The sequence below is a fragment of the Streptomyces sp. NPDC038707 genome, from assembly GCF_040636485.1.
Taxonomy (GTDB): Bacteria; Actinomycetota; Actinomycetes; order Streptomycetales; family Streptomycetaceae; genus Streptomyces.
The window spans coordinates 63,849-81,526 of sequence record NZ_JBEZUP010000015.1; the positions used below are offsets into that span (position 1 = coordinate 63,849).

At 71.5% G+C, this 17,678-nt stretch carries 17 protein-coding genes; 8 read left to right on the forward strand and 9 right to left on the reverse strand.

All coding sequences use genetic code 11. The features are described 5' to 3' along the window. Nucleotides 1-23: 23 nt before the first annotated feature. From AB0E62_RS21630 to AB0E62_RS21655, 6 genes are all read right to left on the reverse strand, one after another. Nucleotides 24-2,042 (reverse strand): Ig-like domain repeat protein, encoded by a 2,019-nt coding sequence (locus AB0E62_RS21630; protein ID WP_362195960.1) that lies wholly within the window; start codon nucleotides 2,040-2,042, stop codon nucleotides 24-26. A 365-nt stretch (nucleotides 2,043-2,407) separates the two neighbouring features. Further along, nucleotides 2,408-3,001, reverse strand: coding sequence for a GNAT family N-acetyltransferase (locus AB0E62_RS21635; RefSeq protein ID WP_362195964.1), 594 nt, complete (start codon nucleotides 2,999-3,001; stop codon nucleotides 2,408-2,410). A 292-nt stretch (nucleotides 3,002-3,293) separates the two neighbouring features. Continuing rightward, on the reverse strand, nucleotides 3,294-3,752 hold the full coding sequence (locus AB0E62_RS21640) for a MaoC family dehydratase (RefSeq protein WP_362195966.1): 459 nt from the start codon (nucleotides 3,750-3,752) through the stop codon (nucleotides 3,294-3,296). A 37-nt stretch (nucleotides 3,753-3,789) separates the two neighbouring features. Then, nucleotides 3,790-5,337 carry a long-chain fatty acid--CoA ligase gene (locus AB0E62_RS21645; protein WP_362195969.1) on the reverse strand — a complete coding sequence of 516 codons (1,548 nt, stop codon included), beginning with the start codon at nucleotides 5,335-5,337 and terminating at the stop codon, nucleotides 3,790-3,792. 10 nt (nucleotides 5,338-5,347) lie between these two features. Beyond that, nucleotides 5,348-6,220 carry an amidohydrolase family protein gene (locus AB0E62_RS21650; RefSeq protein ID WP_362196287.1) on the reverse strand — a complete coding sequence of 291 codons (873 nt, stop codon included), beginning with the start codon at nucleotides 6,218-6,220 and terminating at the stop codon, nucleotides 5,348-5,350. A gap of 16 nt (nucleotides 6,221-6,236) precedes the next feature. Then, nucleotides 6,237-7,148: an SDR family NAD(P)-dependent oxidoreductase gene (locus tag AB0E62_RS21655; protein WP_362195972.1), complete on the reverse strand. Its 912-nt coding sequence runs from the start codon at nucleotides 7,146-7,148 to the stop codon at nucleotides 6,237-6,239. Between the two features lie 225 nt (nucleotides 7,149-7,373). Here AB0E62_RS21655 and AB0E62_RS21660 point away from each other — a divergent pair, with 225 nt between their 5' ends. Beyond that, nucleotides 7,374-7,787 carry a MarR family transcriptional regulator gene (locus AB0E62_RS21660; RefSeq protein WP_362195975.1) on the forward strand — a complete coding sequence of 138 codons (414 nt, stop codon included), beginning with the start codon at nucleotides 7,374-7,376 and terminating at the stop codon, nucleotides 7,785-7,787. A 133-nt stretch (nucleotides 7,788-7,920) separates the two neighbouring features. Here AB0E62_RS21660 and AB0E62_RS21665 read toward each other — a convergent pair whose 3' ends face one another. Beyond that, nucleotides 7,921-8,382: a DUF3237 domain-containing protein gene (locus tag AB0E62_RS21665; RefSeq protein ID WP_362195978.1), complete on the reverse strand. Its 462-nt coding sequence runs from the start codon at nucleotides 8,380-8,382 to the stop codon at nucleotides 7,921-7,923. Nucleotides 8,383-8,888: 506 nt separating this feature from the next. On the opposite strand from AB0E62_RS21665, the gene AB0E62_RS21670 reads away from it, so the two are divergent. Beyond that, nucleotides 8,889-10,646 (forward strand): immunity 49 family protein, encoded by a 1,758-nt coding sequence (locus AB0E62_RS21670; protein WP_362195981.1) that lies wholly within the window; start codon nucleotides 8,889-8,891, stop codon nucleotides 10,644-10,646. 271 nt (nucleotides 10,647-10,917) lie between these two features. Here AB0E62_RS21670 and AB0E62_RS21675 read toward each other — a convergent pair whose 3' ends face one another. Further along, entirely contained in the window at nucleotides 10,918-11,526 is a 609-nt protein-coding gene (locus AB0E62_RS21675; protein WP_362195984.1) for a YdcF family protein, read from the reverse strand. Between the two features lie 36 nt (nucleotides 11,527-11,562). Further along, nucleotides 11,563-12,003: a VOC family protein gene (locus AB0E62_RS21680; protein WP_362195987.1), complete on the reverse strand. Its 441-nt coding sequence runs from the start codon at nucleotides 12,001-12,003 to the stop codon at nucleotides 11,563-11,565. Here AB0E62_RS21680 and AB0E62_RS21685 point away from each other — a divergent pair. The 6 genes from AB0E62_RS21685 to AB0E62_RS21710 all read left to right on the forward strand — a co-directional run bounded on the left by AB0E62_RS21685 (nucleotide 12,002) and on the right by AB0E62_RS21710 (nucleotide 17,642). Further along, nucleotides 12,002-12,175, forward strand: coding sequence for a hypothetical protein (locus AB0E62_RS21685; protein ID WP_362195990.1), 174 nt, complete (start codon nucleotides 12,002-12,004; stop codon nucleotides 12,173-12,175). The genes AB0E62_RS21680 and AB0E62_RS21685 overlap by 2 nt on opposite strands. 540 nt (nucleotides 12,176-12,715) lie before the next feature. Next, nucleotides 12,716-14,575 (forward strand): phage tail sheath subtilisin-like domain-containing protein, encoded by a 1,860-nt coding sequence (locus AB0E62_RS21690; RefSeq protein ID WP_362195993.1) that lies wholly within the window; start codon nucleotides 12,716-12,718, stop codon nucleotides 14,573-14,575. Between the two features lie 34 nt (nucleotides 14,576-14,609). Next, a complete protein-coding gene (locus AB0E62_RS21695; RefSeq protein WP_070029421.1) occupies nucleotides 14,610-15,134 on the forward strand; it encodes a phage tail protein in 525 nt (174 codons plus the stop codon). A 38-nt stretch (nucleotides 15,135-15,172) separates the two neighbouring features. Then, nucleotides 15,173-15,901, forward strand: a complete 729-nt coding sequence (locus AB0E62_RS21700) for a hypothetical protein (protein WP_362195996.1) — start codon at nucleotides 15,173-15,175, stop codon at nucleotides 15,899-15,901. Next, a complete protein-coding gene (locus tag AB0E62_RS21705) occupies nucleotides 15,894-16,634 on the forward strand; it encodes a hypothetical protein (RefSeq protein ID WP_362195999.1) in 741 nt (246 codons plus the stop codon). Before AB0E62_RS21700 ends, AB0E62_RS21705 begins: the two co-directional genes overlap by 8 nt. Before the next feature lie 90 nt (nucleotides 16,635-16,724). After that, a complete protein-coding gene (locus AB0E62_RS21710; RefSeq protein ID WP_362196002.1) occupies nucleotides 16,725-17,642 on the forward strand; it encodes a DUF4255 domain-containing protein in 918 nt (305 codons plus the stop codon). The last annotated feature ends 36 nt before the right edge of the window (nucleotides 17,643-17,678 follow it).

Genomic DNA, 17,678 nt, shown 5'->3' on the forward strand with positions numbered 1-17,678 from the left:
CTGCGGGGCGGCCGTCGCTCACGTCACTTGGTGAAGTAGAAGTACTTCCAGGCGCCGTTCGTCGTGGAGTTGACTATGTCGCCCGACGAGCCGTCCACGTAGGACGCGCGGACGCGCATCCGGTAGCCCGTGTCGTGCGGGCCGATCAGCGTGACGGCCGACTTCCCGTTGCCGCCGAGCTTGAAGTAGTCCGAGCCCGCGTCCCGCCACTTGCCCTGGTAGTAGATCTCGAGGGACAGCTTGTGCTTGCGCCCCGGGTAGTAGCTCATCGTGGTCGTGAAGAGCGGGTCCGTCTTCTTGTGGAAGTACGCGTACGACGTCGAGCCGATCTTCGCCGTCTTGTACTGCTTCGAGATGCTGGTCGAGACCTTCACCTGCGCGTACGCCGTGGAGGTGACCGTCTTCGGCGCGTACTTGCCGTCACCCGCGAACACGGCCGTGACCGTGGTGTCGCGGGTCATGTCGACCGTCGTCGACAGATCGCCCTTCGAGTTGACCTTGGCGGACTTGACCCGCTTCTTCGGCTTGTCCGGACCGTAGGGGTCCACGTACAGCTCGACCGTGCGGTTCTTGTACGTCTTGCCGAGGTGGGCGGTGAACACGACGTCCTTGCCGTACGCGTACACCGCCTTGTTGTGGTTCAGCGTCAGCGTGGGCGCGGTCCGGGGCACGTCGACCGTGTCGGAGCCCGAAGCGGCCGAGCGCGAGGCGTCGCCCGCGTAGGACACCCGGTACGTGACCTTGCCACCGGCGGTCGGGGTGTCCGTGAAGGAGAAGGTGCCGTCAGGCTTCAGCGTCACCGGGCTGAGAGCCTTGCCCTTCGGCGACTCGACGTCGGTCCGGGTGACCGTGGCCCTGGTCCCCGCCGGGAACGTGCCCTTGGCCGCCACCTTGCCCGTGACCGTGAGCTTCTTGCCCAGCGCGGACTTCGCCGGCGCGTTCACGGTGACCTTGGTCGCCGACTTCGTCGGGTCGGTCAGCACCCGCAGGGCGTACACGTCCTCGTACACGTTGGTGGTGAGGGCGAAGACACGACTGCGGTCCGGCGCCCAGGCGAGACCGCTCTCGCTCAGGTCGTTCGTGGCGGTGGTGCTGCCGCCGCTGTCGGGGAAGGCGTACGTGCGCAGGGCGGATGTGGTGCCCGACGGATAGACGAAGACGTCCGGCGAGAACCGGGAACTCCCGAGGGCGAGCATGCCGTCCGGCGCGACGGCCACGGCGTTGACCCACGAACCCGTGCGGTACGAACCCGTGAGCGACAGGTCGGCGGTCGAGAACACCAGGGCGGCGTCCTGCGGGGAGCCGCCGCCCACGATCAGCTTCTTGCCGTCCGGCGTGACGTCGAAGTCATTGAGGTACGCGGGGGACGTTCCGTCGGTCGTCTTCGGACCGGAGGCCACCTTCTGCGGGGCACCCGACGAGACGTCGTACACGGCGAGCGAGACGAAGCTGGAGCCCTCCTGGGCCGCGGCCAGGACATCGGGCGCGCCGGGGTCGGAGGCCAGCCGCGGTGCGGAGTACCAGCTGTTCGCCCCGTCCGAGGGAAGCGTCACCTCCGCGCCGGGCGACGACACGTCGATCGAGCCGATCTGGCCGCGGTAGGCCGGGTCCGGACCGTTGAAGCCGAACCAGAGCTTGCCTCCGGCCATCGCCGGATACCTCGGTTCGACGCCCTTGCCGAGGGCGTACCGCTTGGTCTCGGTGAGCGTGGCCGTGTCGATGGCGGCGATCGCCCCGGCCTGCGACACCGCCGCGTACAGGGTGCCGGAATCGGTGGACAGCTCCAGACCGGTCACGCCCGGCAGCGAGCCGATCGTGCGGACGACCTTGCCGCTGTAATCCGTCGCGACGACCTTGCCGGATGCCGGATCACTGATGAAGACCCGCTTGTGGACGCCGTCCACCACGATGTCGCCGCTCGACTTGATCGGCAGCGAGGCGCTCGAATCGGCGACGGCCGGATCGGCCGCACCGCCGACGAGGACGACAGAGCTGAAGAGGACCGCGAGCGCCGTCGCGGTCGCGGTTCTGCGCGTGCGCAAAGTGACTGATACCCCCACGGTGAGAGGGGCCGCTCGACGCCCGGGACAGGAGACAGGGCGGCGGCCCGCACCGCAGCGTATGCCATCACACCGACACGCACGTTCGGATATCCGGGAGAGAATTCCCGGCTCACGTCCCTGGCGGGGCTCCACGGCCAGCGCGTCCAGCCCCCGGTCAGCCGCTGGACCGGGGGCTGGACGCGCTGGCCGTCACCGCTTCCAGGTTCGCCGGGCGTTCACCCGAGGAACTGTGCCGGGCGCTGCTCGACCACCTGCCCGGAAACGGACACGACGACAAGGCGGTCATCGCCCTGCGCACCCCACCGCTCACGGGCTACGCCCGCTCCTGAAGCGCCGGGAAGCCGTCACCACGGCCCGGCGTCGCCCTGGAGGCGCGCGTGGAGGTGTTCGTCGTGCCAGCCGTCGGCATGGAGGAGCGCGCTGCGCATGGTCCCTTCCAGGGCGAACCCGGCTCGGGTGGCAACCCGGCAGGACGCCGCATTGGCCACGGAGTGCGTGATACGCAGGCGGTGCAGCCCGAGAGCGCCGAAGGCCCATCGGCTGACGGCGAGCGTGGCGTCGACCATGACCCCGCGCCCACGGCCGGCAGGCAACAGCCAGTAGACGAACTCACCGCTGCCGCCGGGCAGGTCCAGGTCGGACAGACCGATCAGTCCGACCGGGGCATCGTCGTCCGCGGGAGCGATGGCCCAGATCGCAGCCTCCTCGTCCTGCCACCGCACCTCCCACCGCGCGATCCTCTCCCGGGCCGTGCCGGCGGTCAGCCGACCGGGACGGTTCCAGTACTGGATGTCCGGATCGAGGCACGACCGCACCAGGACCTGTGCGTCGCCCTCCCGCCATGGGCGCAGGAGCATCCCTCCGGACAGCGCGAACTCCGGCTGCCGTATCTGCCTCATACGGCCGGGTGACACCACGGGGGCCAGCGGATCGGTCATCGACCCATCATGCCGAAGAGTCGATCACCGCGTGGGCGGAACACGTACAGGCCCGGGGTCAGAGCAAGCCGGTCCGGTGAGAGCCAGGGAGGGACTTCCCGCGATCGAGCCGAGCGGCGACGACGAGTCGCGCACGCGGCCGCCCGGCACCGCGTCCCCGGGCCAGTCCCGCCCGCCGGAAGAACCGGCGGGCGGGGGAGAGGCGTGACGAGGAACCCGCGGCACGGAGCCTGCCGGTCGGGCGCGGCACGCCATGGAACTCGGCCGGGGTGGCGGAAGACGTCTCGGGCCGTCAGGCGTAGTGGCGGTAGACGGCCTGGGCGATGCAGGCCGGCTTGGTGCTGTTCTCCACCTCGACGGTGAACGTCAGGGGCATCTGCACGCCGTTGCCCTTGACCTCCTCCACCGTGCCGACGGCACCGTGGAGGCGGATCCGCGCGCCGACGGGCACGGGGCTGGGGAAACGAACCTTGTCCAGGCCGTAGTTGACGCTCATCTTGGTGCCGGTGATGCTGAGCAGCTCACCGAAGAGGGGGATGATCAGGGAGAGGGTGAGGTAGCCGTGGGCGATGGGGCCGCCGAAGGGGCCATCCTTCGCCTTGTCCGGGTCCGTGTGGATCCACTGGTGGTCGTCGGTGGCGTCGGCGAAGGTGTTCACGCGCTGCTGAGTGATCTCGAACCATTCGGTGCGGCCGAGGTCGGTTCCGCTGAGGGACTTGAGTTCGTCGAGGCCGTTGGCGGTGGCGGGCATGCGAAGGTCCTTCCGGTGCACGGGAGTTGTTCGGCTGTCACGGGTGGGAGCGAGCGGGCGGATCAGTCGCGTACGTGTCCCGCACGACGGACTTGACGATCTTCCCGCTGGCCGTTCGGGGCAGACTCCCCGTCACCACGAGGGACTTGGGGATCTTGTACGGGGCGAGCCTGCCCCGCAGGTGACCGAGGAGGCCGGCCTCGTCCGCGTGAGCACCGGAGTCGAGGACGACGACGGCGCGGCCGACCTCGCCCCACACCGGGTCGGGCACGCCGACGACCGCGCACTCGGCGACCGCGGGATGGGTGAGGAGCACGGCCTCCACCTCGGCCGGATAGACGTTCTCGCCGCCCGAGACGAACATGTCCTTGACCCGGTCGACGATGTAGGCGTAGCCGTCCGCGTCGACGCGCGCGACGTCGCCGGTGCGCAGCCAGCCGTCGTCGGTGAAGGCGGCCTCCGTGTCCTCGGGCCGGCTCCAGTAGCCGGTCATGACGTTGGGGCCCTGGACGAGGATCTCTCCGCGCTCGCCGGGACGGGCGTCGCTGCCGTCGGGCAGGACCAGGCGGGTGTCGGTGAAGAAGTGCGGCACGCCGGCGGAGCCCGCCTTCGCCCGGGCCTGCTCCTTGTCCAGGTAGAGGACCCCGGGGGATGCCTCGGTCATTCCGTAGCCCTGGCTGAAGGCCAGGCCCCGGTCGAGGTAGGCGGCGATGGTGCGGGCCGGGACGGGGGCGCCGCCGCAGTTCAGGGTCCGCAGACTGGACAGGTCCGTGCTCGCCCAGCGGGGCCGCGCCGCCATCGCGTCGTACATCGTGGGCACCCCGAACATGCAGGTCACCCGTAGGCTCTCGATCAGCTCCAGTACGCGCTCCGCGTCGAAGGAACCGAGCAGCACCACCCGGCCGCCTTTGAGCAGGGTGGGCAGACAGGTCATGTTGAGTCCGGCGGTGTGGAACAGCGGGGCCACCACGAGGGTGACCTCGTCGCCGGCGAGGTCGGTGTCGACGAGGACGTTGACGCTGTTCCAGGTGACGTTGCCGTGGGAGAGGACAGCGCCCTTGGGACGGCCGGTGGTTCCCGAGGTGTACATGATCATGCACGGGTCGTCCAGCGCCACGGCCTCGTCCAGGGGACCGGTCTGTCCACCGGTGAGCAGTTCCTCGTAAACGAGGGCGCCGTCGTCGTCGGGCCGGGCGAGTGCGATCCGGTGCCGGACCCCGGCCTCCTCGGCGGCCGCGCGGGCCTCCTCGGCCTGTTCCGGGCCGTGGACGAGGACGGTACTGCCCGAGTCGGACAGGTTGTACGCCAGTTCCGGAGCCGTCAGCCGGGTGTTGAGCGGGACGAAGACCGCGCCGAGGACTCCGGCGGCGAACAAGGTCTCCAGGAAGACCGGATGGTTGGGACCGAGGTAGGCGACGCGGTCCCCGCGTTCGATGCCCAGGCCGCGCAGGGCGTGGGCGAGCCGCAGTACGCGCTCGTGCAGTTCCCGGTAGGTCCAGGCGCGCTCCTCGTGGACGACGGCGACCCGGTCGGGTGTCTTGCGGGCCCGGCGCGCCGGCCATGAGCCGATGCCTTGGTTCAACACGACGGCTCCTTCAGTCGGTGCGCAGGCCGAGCAGGCCGGCGGCGTTCTCCTTGAGGATCTTCGGCCGGACCTCCGGCTTGATGTCGAGCCGTTCGAAGTCGGCGAGCCACCGGTCGGGCGTGATGACGGGGTAGTCGGAGCCGAAGAGGACCTTGTCCTGGAGCAAACTGTTGGCGTACCGCACGAGTTGCGGCGGGAAGTACTTCGGGGACCAGCCGGACAGGTCGATGTACACGTGGGGCTTGTGGGTGGCCACCGCGAGGGCCTCGTCCTGCCAGGGGAAGGACGGATGGGCCAGGATGATCCGCAACTGCGGGAAGTCCACGGCGACGTCGTCGACGAGCATCGGGTCGGAGTACTTCAGCCGGATGCCGCCACCGCCCGGGACGCCGGCCCCGATGCCGGTCTGACCGGTGTGGAAGAGGGCGGGCACACCGAGTTCCTCGATGGCCTCGTACAGCGGGTAGGCGAGCGGGTCGTTCGGGGAGAACGCCTGGATGCTCGGGTGGAACTTGAAGCCGCGCACGCCGTACTCCTCGACGAGGCGCCGGGCCTCACGCACCCCGGCGCGGCCCTTGTGCGGGTCGATGGAGGCGAAGGGGATCAGGACGTCGGTGTGGGCGGCGCAGCTCTCGGCGATCTCCTCGTTGGAGATGCGGGGATGACCGGTGGCGTGTTCGGCGTCGACGGTGAACACCACGGCCGCCATGCGGCGTTCACGGTAGTGGCCGGCCATCTCGTCGATGGTTGGCTGCCGGTGTCCGTGGGCCTTGAAGTACGCCTCGGAGGCCCCCAGCAGTTCGAGGCTCAACGCGCTGTGGCCGTCCTTGGACACCTCCGCGTGCGTGTGCACGTCGATGGCGGTCAGCCGGTCGAGGTCCAGTGCGAGGCCGCCCATCTCACGCCTCCGGTGCCTGCGGTGCGGGGATGCCGTAGGTCTCGGGCTCGGCGCCGACACCGTCCGCCCACGCGGCGGCGATGGCGTCCGCGTTCCAGCCGCCGTCGGCGAAGGCGACGGCCTTCTCCTTGGGGTGGGCCCACAGGGCCAGCCGGTCGCCGCCGACACCGATGGCCTGCCCGGTCACGTCCTTGGAGACGTCCGAGGCCAGGAAGGTGATCAGACCGGCGACGTCCTCGACGGTGCCGAGACCCTCGTCCTTGCGCAGCCAGTCGGGCAGCGGCCGGCCGGTGCGCTCGGACTCCTCGATGAGCGGGGCGAAGGCCGGGATGGTCTTGGTCATCTCGGTGGCGGCGACCGGGATGACGGCGTTGACCGTGATGCCGGCGCGGCCCAGCTCCATCGCCCAGGTGCGGGCCATGGCGACGATGCCGGCCTTGGCCGCGGCGTAGTTGGTCTGCCCGAAGTTGCCGCGCTGTCCGGCGGGCGAGGAGATCAGGATCAGCCGGCCACCGGTGCCCTGTTCCCGCATGCGGACGGCGGCGGCCCGGGCGCAGGTGAACGTGCCGCGCAGGTGGACGCGGATCACGGCGTCGAAGTCGTCGTCGGTCATCTTCCACAGCACCCGGTCGCGCAGGATGCCGGCGTTGCTGACCAGCACGTCGAGGCTCCCGAACCGCTGCACCGCCGTGTCGACCAGCCGCTGGGCCGTCTCGCTGTCGCCGACCGCGGCGACGACGCCGGTCGCCCTGCCGCCCGCCGAGGTGATCGAGGCGACGGCCGCGTCCACGACGGCCTGGTCGGTGTCGTTGACGACCACGGCGGCGCCCGCCGCGGCCAGGGCCTGCGCGTAGGCCAGTCCGAGACCGCGTCCGCTGCCGGTGACGACGGCGACTTTGCCCTGAAGGTCCATGAGAGGTGCCTCTCGTACGGGGTGGGAAGGACGAATACCGATACCGAGTGCGCCGGCCCGAGCCGGGATCGACAGGAATCCTGACGAATGCCAGTCTGGGGAATCAACAGGATTCCTGTCAATGCCCTAGGGTGGAGCCGGCGAGTCCGACGCCGGCTCCGCGGCGCACAGCGAAGGGAACGACATGAACCGACCCGCGCGGACCCTCGACACGGGAGGGCGGGCATGAGCACCTCACTGCTCTACCTGATCAAGAGAACGGAACTGGCGGTGCGCGCCCGCCTGGAGGAACTGCTCAAGCCCGCCGGGATCACGGCGTTGCAGTACACTGCCCTGACCGTGCTGCAGCGGCACGACGGCATCTCCGCCGCGCAACTCGCCCGCGACTCCTTCGTCACCGCCCAGTCCATGGCCGACATGGTCCGTGCCCTGGAACGCCACGGTCTGATCCGCCGGGAGCCCAACCCCGCCAACCGCCGCGAACGCCTGATCCTGCTCGCCGACGGGGGACGGCAGTTGCTGGCCGAGTACGCGGAGCCGGCCCGCAGGCTGGAGGAGCGCATGGTCGCTGACCTGAGCGCCGAGGAGGTCGACGTGTTCCGCCAGGTTCTCGTCCGCACGTGGCGGTCCCTGTCCTAGCGGGCGGTTCGGCGCGACTCCGCCCTGGCCCGCGCGGCCGGCCACGCCGGCCACGGCGGGGCCGCCGGCCCAGCGCGTGCGAACGTGCCATGGCGGACCGTCGGTCGAGCGCGTGTACGCGGGCCACGGGGCGTCAGCCGAGCGCGTACACGCGGATGATCACGGCGTGGTCGCCGTCCGGGCGGGCGAGTCCGACGAACACCGTCTCCGCGAGCCAGCGGTGCGCGGCGGCGTCCGTGCGGAAGACCGGCGAGGTGCGGAAGTAGTGGCCGGCCTCGGCCACGTGCAGGTCCCCGTCGAACTGGTCCGCGGTGTCGGCATCCGGCCGGTAGTAGCCGCGGTTGACGACATCGATCACGGCGCCGTCCTCCGCCTTCAGCAGATAGCGGGCCTCCAACCGGCGCACCTCCCCTCGCCTGCTGCTCCAGTCGCCGCCGCCGGGCAGGACCTCACCCCGCAGCCGGGGCCCATCCACGCTTCCCCCGGTGATGGGGATGAACTCGGTGGTCTCTCCGTCTCCGTGGCCGATGTGCAGGAGGTCGGACACCTCGGCGCGGATCTCGAACACGAAGTCGAGGGCGGGTGTGAAGGGCATTGCGGTTCTCCGCTTCTGTGGGAGTTCTGTGAGAGGGGCGGCGCCCGTACGGCCCGCCCGGTCCTGTCTCACGGCGTGCCGCCGGCCGGCCCGATGACGGCGGGCGGTGGCCTTCCGTGGGCCGTGGGACGGAGGGGTCTTGCTGTGGCGCGTTGGCCCACCAGGTGCAAGCGTGACATCGGGCCCGTGCGCCTGACCACCGTCACGGCGCCCGGGCACTTTTGGCGTCGGCCGCGTGACCGGGCGCTGCCCCGCGGTGAGCCCACGACACCGCCACGAGGCGTCCACCGGCCGCGGGAGCCCCCGACGCCGCCCTCACCGCCGGAACGAGCCGGCCGTGTCGCCGGAACCGTCGTGGACGCCCTCATGGGCTCTGAGCCAGTCCCGGGCCGACGAACCGCCGGAAGACCGTCACCGGACAACAGTTGTCCCGCACCAGCCCTCCCGCTCTCTTGTCGGACCCGGCGCCTAGGCTGCTCTCCCAAGATGTGATCAAGGAGCAGGCAGTGCAGATAGAGCGTCACCAGGTAGGCGCGGCCGCCGTGTCGGCGGCACGCGAGGACTTCACGGACCGGATCGGGGGACAGGTGCGGTCCATGTCGCGGGCAGGCCGCATGGCCACCTACGAATGGCAGTCGATCGCCGACGAGTTCCTCGCCTACCTGGGCGCTCTGTCGGTGGAGACACCGGACCTCGGCACCCCGGAGGCCAAGGCCGTCCTCAAGGACGCCTCCGAAGCCGCGGCGGGAGCCGTCCGCTACGCCGCGTACCACCCGCACTGCGGTTTCCAGGTCTTCCTGGACTACGTGAACTTCGGCATGAGCTACGACCCCGGGGAGGACGCGCCCGCGGAGAGCGTCACGCCGGGGGAGTGGATCGACGCGCTGTGCCTGGCGGTCCTGAACGACAAGGCGAAGTGGCACGGCGAGGCGTTCCACTTCGCCCGGCAGAAGTTCGTCGGGCGCGCGCAGGGAACTCCCGCCGGCGAGCTCGCCACCGGACTGACGGCCGTGGTCCTGGACGACACCGGCGACGACGAGGAGTACCCACCGAGCGCGCGGGCCAAGCTCTCCGCCCTCGACGCCGCCCTGGAGCGCATCGCCGTCCATGCCCGGGCGACCGGCGAACCGTTCCTGGACCACCCGGATTCGGGGGCGCTGCGCACGCTGCGCGCCCTGGTGGCCGAGGACCGGAAGGCCTTCGACGCCACGCTGGCCGGCCTCTTGGCCGGGCACAGCACCCAGCACGGCCCGACGGCCTCCGCTCGCTCCCTTCTGCCCCTCGTCCCCATCACCCTGGCCGCGCTCGCGTACCGGACTCTCGGCTGGACGCCCGCCGTCCGCTCCGACTACCTCCCGCACGCGCTGATCACCGGCTTCGAGACCCGGGGCCCGCGGGTCGCGGGCTTCGGCCGCGGCCGGCGGCCGGACGCGGTGGCGGCCCTCGCGGCGGGCCCGCTGGTGGTCCAGCGGCCCGGCCGCGAGGGGACGCTGGACCCGCAGATCGAGGCCCTGTACGAGGAACACCTCCGAGAGGCGTTCACCGCCCCCGATGGCGAACCCCTCGCCCTCTGGCGGCTCGGCAGTGTCATGGACGATCAGGTACGCCTCTTCAAGTGGCGTGCGGGAAGCCCCGACGGCGCCACGGACGCCCAGTTCCGGACCCTGCGGCTGGCCTCTCAGCTGGGGGCGGCCCTCTTCCGCGTCGCGCTCGCGGAACCGGGCACCGAGGCCGAGGTGCTCATCGGCGGCCGCACGCTGCGCTACCCGGCCGAGCGGGGTCAGGAAGCCGGCGCCGGCACCTGGCAGACGGCCACCGCCCTGGCCCTGATCACCGGCGCGCGCGAGGATCTCGCCCCGCTGGTCCTCACCGGCCCCGCTTTCGCCCGCCCCGACGACTCCGCCTTCAGCGCGTACCGCGAAGCCCTCCACGCCTATCTGAAGGGCACCGACCCCGAGGCGGCCGCGCAGCGGGCGCTGGAGCAGGCGGAGAAGGCCGAGGACTGGGGTTTCGCGATGCCGCCGGCCGTGCTGCTCTCGCAGCTCGTGGAGGGTGACGAGGAGAGCTTCAACCTGGCCCTGGCCGACGCACTCGAAAGCCACCGCGACTACTACCAGGTCGCCGACCGCGCCGACGATCCGGACGCCTCCGTCAACCTCGACATCCTCGCCCTGGCCTGCCACGCCCGCCGACGGGGATGGGCCATCCGCGTCGAGTCCCCCTACCTTCCGCAGAGCCTCCTGCGCGCCGCCCAGCCCTTCTGAGAGCTGTCCGGAGCGCGGCTGGGAGGACGACGCGGACCCGCCCATCCTCCGAGGCGGGCGACGAGTCCGTGACGCACGGCGGTGAGGGCCTGTGGCTCTCGGAAGTACGACGCCGGGCCCCGGGGCTGGCCGATGGGCGAAGAGGGGCGGAGAGGGGCGGAGAGGAGCGGCTGAAGAGACCCGCCGCACGTGAAACCGCTGATCGCTCGCCGAGGGACCGATCACGGCTCCGGGCCCGGCACACGACGCCGGGTCCGGGAGGCCTTTTCGCTCACGTGCGCGGGTGTGAGACCTTCCGTTCATCGGCCTTGAGGCCGCGGAGTGTCCACAGCCCGTACAGAGCCAGCAGTGGTTTGCCGGCCGGCCACTCACCAGGGCGGTAGTCATCCGCTCGCACGAGCCGCTCGGCGAGATCGGGGCGCTGCCGCCGCAGATACGCACGGGCCTTGAGCGCGTGAGCCGGCTGGGAGACGATCTTGATGCGGTCGACATCCTCCAGGAGCGGGACCACGTTCGCGATGTTCTCCCATGTCGTCGTGCTCTGCTCCTCAAGGAGCAGTGTGCCGTCGAACTCCAGCACGGACCGCGCGTAGTCAGCCATCACCTGGGCCTCCGTGGCCCCGTTGCCGGTCGCGCCACCGCTGAAGACCACGCGGACGTCGCGCGTGCCGTCAGCGTCCAGGGAGCGGATTCCAGCACGGACTCGCCATCGGTTGATGAAGTTCGCCGTCGATCGCGGGTTCCGGTAGCCCAGCACGACCACGGCTTCGGAGGCGCCCGGCCTGTTCCCCACGAGGGCACGGGACCAGCGCCAGTTCACCCACTCGCCCCAGGCCAGTGCCACCACCCCGGCCATCGCCAGTCCCGTCCGTCGTCGCATGCGGCGACTCTAGGGCACCACGGTACCGGGCAGCCGTCACCTGATCTGTTCGGCCAGGGCGAGGATGATGCCTGAGGGCCCGCGGAGGTAGCAGAGGCGGTAGATGTCCTCGTACCGCGCCACCTCGCCGATCAGCTCGGCTCCGTGGGCGCGCAGGCGGGCGATGGTGTCGTCGATGTCGTCGACGGCGAACATGACGCGGTGCAGGCCCACCGTGTTCGGCGGCGGGTGGTGCCGTCCGTCGCCGATCGCCGCGGGGGTGCGGTACTGCGCGAGTTCCAGCCTGCCGTGACCGTCCGGGGTCCGCATCATCGCGATGTCGCTGCGGACTCCGTCGAGTCCGACGGCCTGGTCCGCGAAGAGGCCCTCGATGTGTGCCTTGCCTTCGACCTCCATACCCAGTTCGGCGAAAAAGGCCACGGCGGCGTCCAGGTCTTCGACCACGATGCCGACGTTGTCCATCCGTTGAAGTGCCATGACGGTTCTCCCGTCGCGTCGCGCGGCCCCCTGTCTCCTCGGGGCCGCCGGTTTCTTCTGCGGTGCCGAAGCGTATGCGCACCTCCCCCCGGACATGCCGCTGGAAGCCGTGCTGATCGACCTGACCGGTGAAGCGGTCGAGGCCGCGTTGACCGGATCACTGCCTTCCTGAACCGCCGGGGACCGGAGACACCCACGCCTTCCTGGGAACGGGGGCACTGGCGGGGCAGTCTCCGCGTTCCTGTAAACATGGGAACCCGCCAGCCCGGAATGTACGCGCGGCAGAATTCTGTATTCCTCCGTGCGCGGTCCGGAGTGCGTCGGAATAGGATCTTCATATTCCGACGGTATTGCCTGTGAAGATCCTTTGAATCTGTTGTCGGTGACACGCGGGTGCGATGCGGGAATGCCAGGTATTCGCCTTCACGAAACTTTCGTCCGGGGTGGCCGGAACGCACCTTGTTGCCCCAACTGACTTTCCATCAAGGTTGATTCGTCTACGAGCATCAGGAGCAACAAGCGTTGCTTGGCCCCGGCCGGCCGACCGCCGACCGGGAATCGGCGGGGGAATTCGAATGCGTGCGCACGTCCGGCGCTGACCGATCGGTCGCGTGAGGCCGTCTGCCACGCCGGAACGGAACCTGTCTCTTTGCCGCCTGCCTCTTGGTGCCATTGTCCGGTGCCCGAGGCAGGGGCAGGAGGGGAAAAGCCGATGAGCTCGGTGAGCGCCGCCAAGCCGACGTATCCCGGCGTGTACGTCGAGGAGCTTCCCAGCAGCACCCGCACCATTTCGACCCTGACCACGTCGGTGACCGCTTTCGTCGGGCACACCCGGCGCGGCCCGCTCGACGAGCCGGTGCGCGTCACCAGCTTCGCGGAGTTCGAGCGCCGCTTCGGCGGTCTCAGCGCGCACAGCGCGGTCGGCTACGCGGTCCACCAGTTCTTCGGCAACGGCGGCACCGTCGCCGTCGTCGTCCGGGTCACCAGGGCGTGCAGCGGAAGGGCCGCCCGCGTCACCCTGAAGTCCACCGAGGGACACAGCGACAGCGACGTCCTGGAGGTGCACGCCAAGGAGCCCGGCGTGTGGGGCAACGGCCTGCGCCTGGCCGTCGACCACGACACCCCCCACCCCGACGACACCTTCGACCTGCGCGTCCACGACGCCCGGGGCGCGGCCCGCGAGAGCTTCACCGGTCTGTCCATGGACCCGGCCGGCGCCCGCTACGCCCCCACCGTCGTCAACGCCGGCTCCCGGCTGATCCGCGTCGACGCGGTCGGCGAGGGCCGCCCCGACCCGTCCGGCACCGTCTCCAAGCCGTTCGGCCACCGGCTGCCCGACCTCGCCGTCGACCTGACCGTCAAGATCGGCGAGGTGGAGCGCGAGTTCACCCTCTACGACCCCGACAGCGACGGTGAGGCGCCGTGCTCCGTCGCCGAGCTGGCGCCGCTGCTCGAACGCAAGCTGCGCGCCCTGCCCGACGCCCCCGGCAAGCACGCCTTCGCGGGCGCCCAGGTCACCGTCTTCGGCCGCCGCCTCCAGGTCGTCGCCGGCTCCACCGACCCCGAGGACGTCGTCCGCTTCGTCGGCGAGTGCGCCAACGACCTCGGCCTGGAGGCCTCCGTCAACCCGCCGGTCTTCCCGCTGGCCGGCGGCGAGGACGGCGCGGCACCCGGCCCCCGCGACCTGATCGGCTCCGAGGCCGCCAGGACCGGCATCCAGGCGCTGCGCCAGGTGGCCGACGTCAACCTCCTCGTGCTGCCCGAACTCGCCGCGTACGAGAAGACGGAGGACGCCCTCACCGTGATCTCGGCCGCCCAGCGGCTGTGCGAGGAGCGGCGGATCTTCCTGCTCGTCGACGCCCCCTCCGCCTGGGTCAGCGCCGACGCGGCACGCGCCGGAGTCGCCGCCTTCGACACGGTCCGCGGCAGCCACGCCGGCCTGTACTTCCCTCACCTCCAGCTCACCGACCCGCTCACCGGACGGCTGCGCGCCTTCCCGCCCTCCGGCGCCGTCGCCGGCGTCATCGCGCGCACCGACGCCGAGCGCGGCGTGTGGAAGGCGCCGGCCGGCACCGGGGCACGGCTGGCCGGCGTGCACTCCCTCACCGTCGGCCTCACCGACCGGGAGACCGGGCTGCTCAACCCGCTCGGCGTCAACTGCCTGCGCACGTTCCCGCTGACCGGACCGACGGTCTGGGGCGCCCGGACCCTGGAAGGCACGGACGCGCTGGACGGCGAGTGGAAACACGTGCCCGTACGGCGGCTCGCCCTGCATGTCGAGGAGAGCCTCCAACGCGGCCTGCAATGGGCGGTGTTCGAACCGAACGACGAGAACCTGTGGCAGCAGATCCGGCTCGCCGCCTCCTCGTACCTGCACACCCTCTTCCGGCAGGGCGCCTTCAAGGGCAGTACCCCGCGCGAGGCCTACTTCGTCAAGTGCGACGGCGACACCACCACCGACGAGGACGTCGCGAACGGCGTCGTGAACGTCCTGGTCGGCATCGCACCGGTCCGTCCCGCCGAGTTCGTGATCGTGCGGATCCAGCAGACGTCCGGCCAGTTCGAGCTGTAGTCCCGCGGGAATTCCGGAGAGCCGAAGGAATCCGATGGCAGAGTTCACCGTCAACGCCCATCGTTTCGACCCCTACAAGAACTTCAAGTTCCTGGTCCTGTGGGACGGTCGTACGGTCGCCGGCATCAGCAAGATCAGTCCGCTCAAGCGCACCACCGAGGTCGTCAAGCACCGTCACGGCGGAGACCCCAGCTCCCCGCGCAAGTCGCCGGGACGCTCCGAGTTCGACGGCATCACCCTGGAGCGCGGCGTCACCCACGACCCCGAGTTCGACCGCTGGGCCAACAAGGTCTGGCAGGTCGGCGCGGGACTCGGTGCGGAGGTCTCCCTCGCCGACTTCCGCAAGGACATCGTCATCCAGGTCCTCAACGAGGCCGGCCAGGTGGCCGTCTCGCACAAGCTGTACCGGACCTGGCCCAGCGAGTACCAGGTCCTCGGCGAACTCGACGCCAACGCCAACGCGGTGGCCATCCAGTCGCTGAAGCTCGAGTGCGAGGGCTGGGAACGGGACTACGAGGTGCCCGAGCCCGAGGAGCCCTCCTTCCTCAACCCGGCCTGACACGACGCGCGGTGAGGCGAGAGGAACCGGGGGGACAGATGGCGGACACCGGGCCGGCCGCGCTGCTGGCCACCTGGGAGGCGGGCCTCGCCGAGGCGCCCGCCGGGCGCGCCCTGCTGCTGCACGGCACGGCGCGCCCGGACCTCGACTCCAGGGCGCTGCCCGCCGTACCGCTCGGCGAACGCGAGGGCGACCTGCTCGCCCTGCGCCGCGCCCTGTTCGGGGAGCGGATGCAGGTGCGGCTGGACTGCCGCGCGTGCGGCACGGACATGGAGTTCGACCTGGACGCGGGGGAGTTCGCCCGGACTCTCGACCGGCCCGCGCGGCCGGTCGTGCGGCTGACGGAGGACGGCTGGGACATCGCCTTCCGGCTGCCCGCCGCGGCCGACCTCGCGGCCGCGGCCCGCACCGCCGACCCGCGCACCACGCTGCTCGACCGCTGCCTGGTCTCGGCGGCCCACGACGGGACACCCCGCACCGCCGGCTCGCTCCCGGCGCCGGTACAGCGGCGGATCGCCGAGGCCGTCGAGGCCGCCGACCCCGGCGCCGACGTGACGCTCCACATCGGCTGCCCCGAGTGCGGCACCGCCACCCGCGCCGAGCTCGACATCGCGTCCTACCTGTGGACCGAACTCGACGCCTGGGCGCGGGACACGCTCCTCGACGTCCATCTGCTCGCCACCGCCTACGGCTGGAGCGAACCGGAGATCCTGGCGCTGAGCCCGCTGCGCCGCCGCTACTACCTGGAGCTGTGTGCGGATGCCTGACCCCTCCGTGACCGGGCCCTCCCGGGCGCCCGACTTCCTCGACCGGCTCATCGCCCGGCACACCACCACCGCACCGGACGCCGTCCGGGTACGGCCGAGGCTGCCCGGCCCGTTCGAACGCGTCGAGGCCGTCCGGCCCCGCACCCCGGAGCCGGACCCCGCCGGCACCAAGGGGCCGGTCACCACCCCCGGGACCACGCCCGAGCGGGACGGCCCCCGGCCCGCCACCGAGATTCACCACCGCACGGAACGCGAACGGACCGTCGTGCGCACCGAACCGGCCCCGACGGGGCCGGAGTCGGGCAAGACACCTCCGGCCGTCCCGTCCGAGCCGCGGCTGCTGCGCCCTGCCGCACCCCTGACGGCCGGACCGTACCCGGTGCCCCGCACCACTGCGCGCGGCACCGGGCGACCGGCCCCGGAGGCGGGTGCGGACCGTATCGCGGCGACAGAGCCCGCCCCCGTGGGCGCGGAGGCCGCCCCCACCGTCGTGCCCAGGGCGGCGCGCCCCAGCGCCGAGGACACCGCGGCGGCCCGCACGGCGGTACGGCAATCCGCCGGGCGCCGCGCCGGCCGGGCGCCCGAGCAGGTGGTGCGGGTGCAGATCGGCCGGCTGGAGGTGACGGCCGCCCAGCCGCCCGCCGGCACCGGTTCCCGGCCGGGCACCCGCCCCGCCGGACGGCCGGGCGCGACCCTCAGCCTGGCCGACTACCTGGCCAGGGAGCGCGAGTGAGCACGAACGGTGCCGGTGAGCGGGTGGGGATGCCGGTGAACGGCCGGGTACGAGACGGCAGCTGGAGACAGGGAACGGGGAACTGACGCCATGAGCAACGCACTCGCCATCGCCCATGTCAGCCAGGCCCTCGCCCTGCTGATCGAGTCCCATCTCCGGCCGGAGATCGACATGGCCGTCAAGGTCGAGCCGCGCAAGCCGCCCGCCGAGCCGCCGGCCGAACCCACCATCTCCGTCTTCCTCTACCAGGTCGCCCCCGACCCCTCGCGGCGCAACGACGACCTGCCCACCCGCGCCCCCGACGGCACGCTGACGCGCCGGGCCCGGGCGGCGCTGGACCTCCACTACGTGATCAGCGCGTACGGAGACGAGACCGAACTCGTCGGGCAGCGGCTGCTCGGCTCGGTGGTGCGCACCCTGCACGAGGTCCCGGTGCTGCCCAAGGACATCATCGAACTCGCGGGGGAGAAACCCTACTTGGCGGGCAGCGACCTCGCGGAGACGGCCCAGCGGGTGCGGTTCACACCGAACGTGATGGACATCGACGAGACGTCGAAGCTGTGGGGGATGCTCTACCAGACCCCCTACGCCCTCTCCGTCGTCTACCAGGCGTCCCTGATCCTCATCGACGGCCGGGAGACCCCGGTGCCGGGCAGGCCGGTGGAGCGGCCGGAGGTACGGGTGCTGCCGTTCGGCGCGCCGGGGGCGCCACCGCCGCCGGGGACGGGGACGGGCGGTCCCTCCGGGGAGGACGCCCGGGCGGGAGCGAGGGACACCGCGCCGGCGAACGCGGACCGCACCGGCGCGAAGGGAACCGCGCCGGCGAAGGCGGCCGAGGCCGTGATCACGAGCCCGGCGAAGGCCCCCGCCAAGGCTCCCGCGAAAACCCCCGCCAAGTCGCCCGCGCGCGCCCGCAAGGGCGCCCTCAGGGCGGCGAAGGCGGCGCGTCCGACCGCGCGGAGGACACACCGCGACGCGGACGGCACCGACCACACCGACCACGACTGATCCGGCGCGAACGACCCGACGAGGGCAGGTGAGCAC

Bases quoted from the DNA above. Each gene is read 5' to 3' on its own strand.
- AB0E62_RS21635 (WP_362195964.1), bottom strand. From the start codon at position 3,001: ATGACCGATCCGCTGGCCCCCGTGGTGTCACCCGGCCGTATGAGGCAG.
- AB0E62_RS21640 (WP_362195966.1), bottom strand. From the start codon at position 3,752: ATGCCCGCCACCGCCAACGGCCTCGACGAACTCAAGTCCCTCAGCGGA.
- AB0E62_RS21655 (WP_362195972.1), bottom strand. From the start codon at position 7,148: ATGGACCTTCAGGGCAAAGTCGCCGTCGTCACCGGCAGCGGACGCGGT.
- AB0E62_RS21660 (WP_362195975.1), top strand. From the start codon at position 7,374: ATGAGCACCTCACTGCTCTACCTGATCAAGAGAACGGAACTGGCGGTG.
- AB0E62_RS21665 (WP_362195978.1), bottom strand. From the start codon at position 8,382: ATGCCCTTCACACCCGCCCTCGACTTCGTGTTCGAGATCCGCGCCGAG.
- AB0E62_RS21675 (WP_362195984.1), bottom strand. From the start codon at position 11,526: ATGCGACGACGGACGGGACTGGCGATGGCCGGGGTGGTGGCACTGGCC.
- AB0E62_RS21685 (WP_362195990.1), top strand. From the start codon at position 12,002: ATGACGGTTCTCCCGTCGCGTCGCGCGGCCCCCTGTCTCCTCGGGGCC.
- AB0E62_RS21680 (WP_362195987.1), bottom strand. From the start codon at position 12,003: ATGGCACTTCAACGGATGGACAACGTCGGCATCGTGGTCGAAGACCTG.
- AB0E62_RS21690 (WP_362195993.1), top strand. From the start codon at position 12,716: ATGAGCTCGGTGAGCGCCGCCAAGCCGACGTATCCCGGCGTGTACGTC.
- AB0E62_RS21695 (WP_070029421.1), top strand. From the start codon at position 14,610: ATGGCAGAGTTCACCGTCAACGCCCATCGTTTCGACCCCTACAAGAAC.
- AB0E62_RS21700 (WP_362195996.1), top strand. From the start codon at position 15,173: ATGGCGGACACCGGGCCGGCCGCGCTGCTGGCCACCTGGGAGGCGGGC.
- AB0E62_RS21705 (WP_362195999.1), top strand. From the start codon at position 15,894: ATGCCTGACCCCTCCGTGACCGGGCCCTCCCGGGCGCCCGACTTCCTC.
- AB0E62_RS21710 (WP_362196002.1), top strand. From the start codon at position 16,725: ATGAGCAACGCACTCGCCATCGCCCATGTCAGCCAGGCCCTCGCCCTG.